The sequence below is a fragment of the Okeania hirsuta genome (assembly GCF_003838195.1).
Lineage (GTDB): Bacteria > Cyanobacteriota > Cyanobacteriia > Cyanobacteriales > Microcoleaceae > Okeania > Okeania hirsuta.
The window spans coordinates 1-10109 of the sequence record NZ_RCBY01000249.1 but is presented as its reverse complement, the minus strand read 5'-3'; the positions used below and the strand labels follow the sequence as shown (position 1 = coordinate 10109).

The following is a 10109-nucleotide window of genomic DNA, read 5'->3' as shown; positions in this document are numbered from 1 at the left end:
ACATAGAATCCTGTTATATAATATCTGTTTATAATCCTATAATTATACCAATTTCCTAAAGTCAGACTAAACATAACTTGACACCTTAGTTTTCAAGCTTGATAGATACTTTTACAAGTGTTGTTTCAGTTTATGAAATTGGTATTACTTCAATATTTAACCTCCTCCTACTCCCCTACTCCCCTACTCCCCTACTCCCTCACTCCGCCGCTCCCAACTATATAATAAATATTCAACCGTATTTGATATAACACCCAATACCTAAGATATACGACCTAATACCTCATTCTGTGCAGTCTCACATCAAATTAGTATTAGCAGGAACGAGAGTAGTCAGTCATCAATACTAAGTAGCAATATCAAGTCTCATTAATTAGCCATAATAAAAATGTTCTTCTCTTGAGAGAAAATATTTTTTAAATTTCCCCTTGTTCCCTACTTCCTACTCCCTACTCCCTACTCCCTACTCCCTAAATTTTTCCGAAGCGGTTATTTAAAGAGACATGATATAAAAAGGCATTTAATAAGCTATATCAAATCCTTTGAATTTGGTCTAAAAAAATTTTCCATCTGAGCGCCATTGCCAAATCTTTCAAGATTTCCCCCTCCTGGGAGGGGTTAGGGGTGAGTCCCCGCACTCTTTATCTAATTACACCAATACTACGGGATTTGATATTAGTCTCCTGAGTCGGATAGGAAGACTTGTCAAAAATTATAAAATATAATTTTAAATTTTAAGTTCGATCTTTTAGTTAATTAATAATTATATCACCTACATAAGGAATCACCTGATTTCTACCTTTTTCTTTTGCTTGATAAAGTGCTCGATCTGCTCCTGCAATTAAACTTTGATAAGTGGCTTCAGTAAATGGGATAATACTAGATACTCCTAAACTTGATGTTCTTAAATAGACTGTATTACTAAATTAATATCATCAGGATACATACGATTTTTCCAATCATCTACATGATTAAAAATCTCCGTTTCTGTATAACCTAAAATTTCTTGGCAACGGGTTGAATAAAAACATTCATTAGTTTTAATATTCCAATCCCATATACCATCATTATTACCGCGCAACGCTAATTTCCAACGTTCTTCACTTTTTTTTAAATCTAATTCCATTTGTTTACGCTCAGTAATATCTTTAATCAAGTCAATTAAATATTTTGGTTCTTGGGAAGTTTTGATTAAATATATATTCAAATATGATCAAATAATTTTACCTTTTTTGTGAATTAAATGGTTATCAGTTGAATATTTTTGTATATTTTATGCCAGAAGAGAGCGTAAATTAATTTGAGAATCTTGCCGTTATTCTGCATAAATAATATCCACCAAGTTTAACTTTGATAAATCGGCATTACTATATCCAAAAATATTCCTAAATACTTGGTTAACTCGGAATATTTTTCCTGATAAAGTAGCAAAAAATATTCCCATTAAAGTCTGTTCAAAAGTCGCACGAAATTTTTCTTCACTTTCTTTTATTACTGCTTCAGCTAAAACATAGGAAGTGATATCTTGAAAAATTACTTGATAAAATTTTTCATCATTCTCTAACTGAATAATTTTATAATTGAAGAAGGAGACAGGAGACAGGAGACAGGAGACAGGAGACAGAAGGAAAATTACATGGGGATAGTCAACGAAGGGCCGCTCCGCGTCTACGCTCCCCCAAGTAATTTTGAACACCCCCGTTGACGATGGGGTATTAAACCCACAAAGAAAATGATAATATTTATCCAAATCCAATTGCCGTCTTTCCTCAAAGCTAGAATATTTGGTATAAAATTTTTGCCATTTTTTGCTGTTTCCAGTATTGTCGCTATTACTTTTTGGTGTATTTCTGGTGGATGGATTTGTTTGGCGTGCATTTGCACAAGTTCTTCTCTGTGATAACCCAATATTTCTGTAGCTTTATAGTTAGCTTCTATAATCTTTCCCTGTAAATCAGCAATTAAAATTGCCTCACCCACATCTTGCATAAATGCACGGTACTTAAACTCTGAATTTTTTAATTTTTTTTCAGTTTTTTTGCATTTTGTTATATCAACATAATAGGAGATTTTTTTGTACTATCATTTTGTACAATTTCTTGAAAGATTGATATTTTGCGGAGCAAAACGCCATCCCACCCTACGGGAAGCTGCGCTAACGATCGCTTGCATCTAACGCCGATGCAGGGTCACACCGCTATTCCCTAGAATCTACAATATCTCACAACTCAAATAAGATTGCTATATATAGTAATTAGGAATGATTGATAAAAATTTTATTGCTTCGGTGTTTCCCATTCCCTATTTCCTATTTCCAGTTAAGAGTTTCCTAAAAGTCTAGAAGACCTAAAAACTCAAATAAGATTGTTATATCATGTCCGGATAATTAGTGATAAAAAAAACTTTCTCCTTTTTCTCCTCTGTCTTCTTTTTCTCCTCTTTATTCTTTATTCTTGCTTCTTCATTCTTGCTTCTTTATTCCCTCCTGACTCCTAATAAATAATCTAGTTATTTGTAGCAAATATTTATCAAATTGGTATTAGAGAATTTTCCGAAACAGGGAAAGATTAAAATTAAGCTGTACAAATCAATTTCCTTGAAGAAGGAATAAGGAAGAAGGAAAAAGTGGATGGGTATAGTCAACGACCTAGCACTTTGTATCTACAAACCCCAACCAATTGTAAACAGCGTGTAGATAGCGGGGTATTAAACCCAAAAGAAAAAGATAAATGCTTACAGCGCTTTTCATTTAAGTAGACTACAAAATTATTTTTGCGCGCGGGAGCTAAGGAACAAGCAGCAGGGAATAGGGAGTATAAAAATACTTGATAGCTGTAGTATATACTATGTGAAAACCGCTATAATTGCAAACAACAAAAGCTATTGTTTCACTGAAAATTTCACAGTAAATATACTGCCTCGATCTAACTTTGAATAAACTTGAATAGTTCCTCCCATTCCTTCTACCAAAGTTTTAACAATAGATAAACCTAAACCAGCTCCACCAGAACGATTTCTAGCTTCATCCGCTCGATAAAAACGTTCAAAAATCTTAGCTTGTTGTGATAAAGAAATACCCTGACCTTTGTCACATACCTGAACGATCGCTTCACCACTTTGTTGACACAAATTTAAAATTATAGGAGAATCTTCACCAGAATATTTAACAGCATTATCAATTAAATTTAGTAAAACCTGTTTGAAGCGATTGCGGTCTACCATGACTTCAATTAACGATAAATTTATAGTTTTATCAATCTGATATTGTGATTTACCGACAATATTTTTTGATTTTAAACTTAATTTACTAGCAATATAATTATTATTGATATTTTGCTCTAAACTTAGTTTTTTAGAGTTGCCAATCTGGGCAGAGACTAGATTACTTTTTTCTGTAATAATTGAATTTTTATTATCACTAAATATTTGCTCTAGATTAACAAAATCACTTCCATTACCAAACCTCAGAATAATTTCTCGACCACTAAACTGTTTAGCCATTTCCACTACTTCTGCTACCAAATCATTCAGTACAACCGCTTCTAAATGAAAATGAATTTGTCCACTATCTGCTCTAGCTAACTCCAGCAAATCTTTCAATAATTCAACAGTACGTTGTGCTTCCCCAGAAGCTATCGAAATAGCTTCTTTCTGAATCTCCGTTAAATTATTACCCCTTCTCAAAAGACTCTGAAGATAACCAGAAACAATAGTCAAAGGAGTTCTTAACTCATGAGAAACATTACTCACAAACTGCCTTTGCTGTTCCCAAGAATCAGACAACCGGCCCAACATAGTATCTAAAGTTCTCGCCAACTCCTTAACTTCACTAGGAGCGCGTTCTAAAGAAACTGTTGCTCGATCTAGAATATCGGCATTAACATTATCAGCAAGTTGACTAATATGACGCAGAGGTATGAGAGAACGTTGAATATAGACAGTTATAGCAAGTGTTACTCCAATTATTGCCAAAATACTCGCCACACTTAAACTCATAACCATCGTCACTAGCATCTTTTGATCGCGGGAAATGTCTAGAGCGATATAAAGTTTACCAACATTCATCCCATTAACTGTTAAAGGACCACCACAAAACACAAAATAGCGTCCATTTATTGGATAAACTAAGGGTTTTGAGGGCATTTCAGCTAAAGATTTTAAAACAAAATGGTCACTGTCACTCTGGAAATTTTGTGATTGAACTATCACAGTACCTTGCTGATTTTTGACCCAAATAAATACATTGGCCAATGTTAAATTATCAATAGCTTTCTGTAAACTTTTCTTGACATACCACGTTTCACTGTACATTTCAACATCTCTGGGAAAACGTTCAGCTATCTGCTCAATGTTATGCTTATGAGTGACTATCAACAATTGCTGCATCTTCCAACTTGTCCACAAGGCTACACTCCCTAGTCCTAATACTGAAAATAATGCAATACCCAATGTTAGGCGTGTCTGCAAAGAAGATGGCTCGAGTTTCCACCGCCCTAATTTGAGATTTTTCGGCCATTTAGCGATAAACTTCATCTTAAACTTAATTATGGGTAAAAAATATTTAAACTACAATTGTCATTAATTTAGCTACATATCCTGAGAAAACCCTGATAATTTTGTGGAGATATTCATACCTTTTGCTATTTGAAATTGCTACGCTGTAATTAGGAAACTATTTCTAGGATAGAAAATTTAAAGAACACTTTTAGACACAATCATGTCTAGGGTAGTAACCATTAGGGAAAAGCGAATCACTAATTCATAATTCTTATGTTCCAACAAGAGTTACAAGAATTTGTAGTGGTTTGTTGCATAAGAGCAATAGGGAAAGACCCGATGAAACTTCGTCAAAAAACATTAATAGTTATTAGTACGGCGATGGCTAGTTTGATAGTGGTGTTGTTTATTACAGCATCAATGATATTGTTTTATGGCTGCCAAAATTTGGAAGTCGATTACGTTTATCTAGATGTAGCAAGGGCATTAAATCTATTAGATGATGAGATGTCTAATTTATCTGTAAAAGTAAAACAGGATAGAATATTTGCCTTATCAAAAAAGTTAGTTGATCAGAATAAACTAGAGTCCAATAATATAAATAAATTTATTGATTTTAATTCATTCGATAATTTTTGGATTAATCAAAAACTGAACTTTCTATTACTACTTAATGCTCGAGGAGAAATTTTATTTAGTCAAGAATTCGATGGAAGTCAACAAACAGAAATACTAATATCTGAGAACTTAAAAAAATATCTACCGATAGGTAAAAATATAAGTCAGCAAACAGGTATTATTCTTTTACCAGAAACTTATCTCCCGATCGCTGATACTCCTATTTTGAATGAAATAGATAGTCTAAACGTCCTTGGTGAATTAGTGTATGATATTAATCTTAATTATTTAGGAGTCAACCCACCCCTCGCCCCTCCCCCTCCCAGGAGGGGAAGTCAGTCGGACCGAGTCAGGAAGAAAGAAAGAAGAAGAAAGAGTCGTAGAGGGAGAAAGTTTTTTGTTTGCGCTCTTATCCGGACAAGACATCATACCTCTTTTCACCAACGCCATCTAAACAATAACATCCTCATTGTTGGGTGCTATCTAAATGATGCAACAATAGCAAAGTTAGCTGAATTAACAAAATTATCACTAACTTTTAGTCGGTGGGAAAATAACTCGCAACAAATTGATCGGCAACTGAAAACTTCAGAAATAGTCCTAGAACCGCTCAATTCCGATCGAGTAAATGGTTATAGAACTGTCAAAGATATCGATACTCAACCTCCTCTAATTTTACAAAGAGAAGTAGATCGAATTATCCGCCACCACAGTCCCTCGTTTTGGAGTTACTTTATTTTTTCATCGGTAATAGTAGGTCTAGTTTTTGGGATCGTTATGCTGGCACTCAGAGAAAAATTGTTAGTCTCTCGTATTTCAAAATTAAACAAAATAGTTAATAAAATAGCTTCTAGTGGAGACCTTTCAATGCGCGTACCAATGCCAGGGGATGATGAGTTGTCAAACCTAGCTCAGACTATGAATAAAATGCTAGAAGCTTTACAACATTCTCAACTTGAATCTCAAGACAACGAAGAACGATATAGACTAATGGCAGAAAACTCCACTGATATGATTTCTCGTCACTCTCCAGATGGGGTTTTCCTTTATGTATCCCCCGCTTGTCGCAACCTGATGGGATATTCTCCATTAGAAATTGTTGGTACTCATCCAAAAGAGTTTTTTGCATCTGAAGATATTAAAGCAATTGCCAAAGCTTATCACACTATTATTAACAATCCCGTAACTTACACTATTGCCTACCGCGTTCTTTGTCAAAAAGGTAAATATATTTGGTTCGAAACCACCGCTCGTACAATTCGCGATCCTGAAACGGGGAAAGTACAAGAAATAATTGCAGTTTCTCGTGACATTTCTGACCGTAAACAAAGAGAACAAGAATTACAAGAAAGTGAAGCTGCTATTCGGAGATTGTACGAAATAACTTCTACTCCTTGTCAAGGTACAAATCAAGATAATAGAATTATCTTCTGTTTTTATGACCGCCTCCAAAAATTATTAGAAATGGGCTGTCAAAAATTCGGCCTAGAAATAGGAGTATTGTCTAGAATTGAAGATAATAAATATACTATTGTTGCAGCTAAAACTCCAGATAATTCTATTTTGAAAGGAGAAGAATTTGACTTAGAAAAAACATTTATTTTTACAGCAATAGCAGAAGATCCAATATGTTTTGAATCTATTCAATATTCAGGTTTCTGTATCACAGTAGATATGGCTTTCCAAATCGAGGCTTATATGGGAACGTCAGTTATGGTGGGCGGCTCAGTTTATGGGACTCTCAATTTCTGGAGTCCTAAAGCCTTAAATGAACCTTTGAAAGCTGTAGATAAAGAGTTATTAAAACTAATGGCTCAGTGGATAGGTGGAGAATTAGAACGTCAACAAACCGCTAATGATTTAGCAAAAGCTAGAGATGAAGCACTCGCTGCAACTAGAGCAAAAAGTGAATTTTTAGCTACTATGAGCCATGAAATTAGAACCCCGATGAATGCAGTTATTGGCATGACTGGTTTACTATTAGATACTCCTCTCAAAACAGACCAAAAAGATTTTGTCCAGACTATTCGTAGTAGTGGTGAGACTTTACTTACACTCATTAATGATATACTTGATTTCTCAAAAATAGAATCTGAGAAACTAGATTTAGAAGCAAATCCTTTTGATTTACAACATTGTCTAGAAGAATCTGTTGACTTGTTAGCAGCAAAAGCTAGTGAAAAGAATTTAGAACTTGTCTATTTCATCTCTCCAGAAACTCCAACTACTATTATCGGAGATATTACTCGGGTACGTCAAATTTTAGTTAATCTTTTGAGCAATGCTGTGAAATTTACCTCTAATGGCGAGGTATTAGTTTCTGTTAGCAGTAGACGGCTAGAAGCAGAAGAAAATTCACAGAATTTAAAGGCAAAAAATAGCTCAGAATTTGATAATTGTGATATTTTTCCCGTATATGAAATACAATTTTCAGTCAGAGATACAGGTATTGGTATTCCTGCTACTCGCATGAATCGTTTATTTAAGTCTTTTAGTCAAGTTGATTCTTCTACCAGTAGGAAATATGGGGGTACAGGTTTAGGACTAGTTATTAGTAAAAGATTAGCTGAAATGATGGGTGGTCAAATGTGGGTTGAAAGTATGGGTGCAGTTGGAGGTAATCCCCCAGCAGGCTATAAGTTTTTAGATGAAAAATTAGAGTATATCAACGAAAAATTAGGTTCAAATTTTTATTTTACAATAGTCACAGAATGTAGCATTAAAACTGTCAAAGATCAATTAATTCAAACTAATTATTTAGATAATAATCGACATAGTTTAATAGACAAAAAAATACTAATAGTTGATGATAATACTACAAATAGAAAAATTTTGTTGAAACAAACTGAATCTTGGGGGATGGTAGTTAGCACTGCTGAAAATGCTACTCATGCTTTAGATTTAATGACTAAAAAGTACAAATTTGATCTAGCAATTATAGATATGCAGATGCCTGAAATTGATGGTTTAACTTTAGCAAATAAAATTCGTCAAAATCCAATGTATCGGGATTTACCTCTAGTGATTTTGACTTCTTTCCGTAGGCAAGAAATTAATGATTTTTATCAATTATTTGCAGCCATTATTAATAAACCTGTTAAACAATCTCAGCTTTATGAAATCTTACTAAATATTTTTTCTGGTAAAGGTATTGAAATTAGAATCACAAACAATAATAGTAAATGGAATTCTCAAACTATTCCTTTATTAGCAGAACAATTACCGCTGCGAATATTATTAGCAGATGACCATTTAGTTAATCAAAAAGTAGCTTTACAAATTTTACAACGCATGGGATATCGTGCTGATGTTGCTAGTAATGGTTTAGAAGTTTTAGAAGCTGTATTTAGTTTGCCTTATGATGTGGTTTTGATGGATGTACAGATGCCTTTGATGGATGGCCTAGAAGCTGCTCGTCGTATTCGGCAAAAATATGAAAATATCACAGAACATCCTGAAAAAGTTTCTCAGCGAAGACCTCGAATTATTGCTATGACAGCTAATGCTATGCAGGGCGATCGTGAAGAATGTATAGCTGCAGGAATGGATGATTATATTAGTAAACCAATACGGATGGAGCAACTTATAGAAGCTTTAAGTAAAGCTAAGTCTGTTGTGTCAGAAGGAAAGGAAAAATTGACTTTCCCACAATCAAATTTATCTCCAGCAACTGTTCCAGACGATAATCACATTTTCACAGAACAGACTATTCTTGAGAGTAAGGTAATAGAAGAGTTAAAAGAAGTAGAAGCTCTAGATGAAGTAATAGATATTTATTTAGATACTTCTCCCGAACTTCTGGAGAATATTAATATTGCTATTAATCAAGCCGATCCACTTATACTTAAGAATGCTGCTCATTCTCTCAAGTCTATTAGTGGTACTCTAGGAGCAATGATTCTTTATAAAATTTGTCAAGAATTAGAAATTATGGCTCGTTTAGCTTATGAGTCAGAAAATTCTACTCCAGCAGAAGCAATAGAGATTTTTTCTCAGGTTAAAGTGGAGTATGAAAAAGTTATTGCTGCCTTGAAAATAGAGCGACAGAAATAGTAGGGGCAGGTTCGGCGTTAAGTTAATGCTGTTACAAATTATTCAGATGAACCCGCCCCCAACCCAATAATCTAACTGAAAATATATTTTTATTTCCGAAACAATTTAATATCAAAGGAATAGGAAATATGATTAATAGTCACAAAAATCAACTCGTAGGGGTGGGTTCATCTGTTCAATTATGATACCCAAAATTAATATCATAAACCCACCCCCATCACCATTAATTGCACAGTACAATATTTATTCATGGGTTTTAGGTAGGTTTTGTTAATAATTAACGATCGCATAACCGAAATACCCGATTTGGTAAAGATTTAATCATCTTGGGGACTGAGTTACATTTGTGTAGTATTTAAATTACATTATCGGTAATCTTCTGGCTGGAAGAGAGTAATTAAATAAAAGCCTAAATATTTATTGGTAATTAAGACCCTCAACAATCAGAGGGTTTTTTTTATTTTAAAAGAGGTTTACTGGAAAGTATAGCGCTACGGGCAAGTCATAAGTTAGTAGGGGCGAATGGCCATTCGCCTCTACAGAAGTCAGAAGTCATCCCTGACTAAGTTTGAGCATTTATAAACGTCCTAACCTATTTGCGTAACCTGTTTAATTTGCTGTTGGCAATTCCCCTCCCGTTAAATCGCCCGATGATAACGGGAGACCCCTTGCCGAATCAAGTGGGATAAGTATTTTCTCATTTTCTCGCGATCGCTTGAGAATCAATACATTTGTTGCAACTTTAAAAAACACAGTTGTTTAATTTCTTTGCACCTGCAATGAAAATAAAATATCCCTAAATAAAGAAGGGAGCTTTGTTGAAACTCCCTAATACATTTAATACTGACTTATAATACTGACTTATATCATGTCCGGATAATTAGTTATAAAAAAACTTTCTCCTTCAACTCCAGTTGTTCTTCTTTCTTCCCTCTTTCCTC

6 protein-coding genes and 1 pseudogene are annotated in these 10109 nt (G+C 34.1%); 1 reads left to right on the top strand and 6 read right to left on the bottom strand.

Annotation, left to right across the window (positions count from 1 at the left end):
* Positions 1–752: 752 nt before the first annotated feature.
* The 5 genes and pseudogenes from D5R40_RS26815 to D5R40_RS26795 all read right to left on the bottom strand — a co-directional run.
* Positions 753–893, bottom strand: a pseudogene (locus D5R40_RS26815) (diguanylate cyclase domain-containing protein); the annotation flags it as partial.
* An 11-nt stretch (positions 894–904) separates the two neighbouring features.
* Positions 905–1207: a PAS domain-containing protein gene (locus D5R40_RS26810; protein ID WP_205127480.1), complete on the bottom strand. Its 303-nt coding sequence runs from the start codon at positions 1205–1207 to the stop codon at positions 905–907.
* Between the two features lie 108 nt (positions 1208–1315).
* Positions 1316–1696, bottom strand: coding sequence for a PAS domain S-box protein (locus D5R40_RS26805; RefSeq protein WP_124146439.1), 381 nt, complete (start codon positions 1694–1696; stop codon positions 1316–1318).
* Entirely contained in the window at positions 1669–2052 is a 384-nt protein-coding gene (locus D5R40_RS26800) for a PAS domain S-box protein (protein ID WP_275670427.1), read from the bottom strand. Before D5R40_RS26800 ends, D5R40_RS26805 begins: the two co-directional genes overlap by 28 nt.
* Before the next feature lie 828 nt (positions 2053–2880).
* On the bottom strand, positions 2881–4533 hold the full coding sequence (locus tag D5R40_RS26795; protein WP_124155470.1) for a sensor histidine kinase: 1653 nt from the start codon (positions 4531–4533) through the stop codon (positions 2881–2883).
* Positions 4534–4770: 237 nt separating this feature from the next.
* Between D5R40_RS26795 and D5R40_RS26790 the strand changes: the two genes are divergently transcribed.
* On the top strand, positions 4771–9168 hold the full coding sequence (locus tag D5R40_RS26790; protein ID WP_240041663.1) for a response regulator: 4398 nt from the start codon (positions 4771–4773) through the stop codon (positions 9166–9168).
* A 609-nt stretch (positions 9169–9777) separates the two neighbouring features.
* Here the strand turns inward: D5R40_RS26790 and D5R40_RS36125 are convergent.
* Positions 9778–9921 carry a hypothetical protein gene (locus tag D5R40_RS36125; RefSeq protein ID WP_161565078.1) on the bottom strand — a complete coding sequence of 48 codons (144 nt, stop codon included), beginning with the start codon at positions 9919–9921 and terminating at the stop codon, positions 9778–9780.
* Positions 9922–10109: the final 188 nt, after the last annotated feature.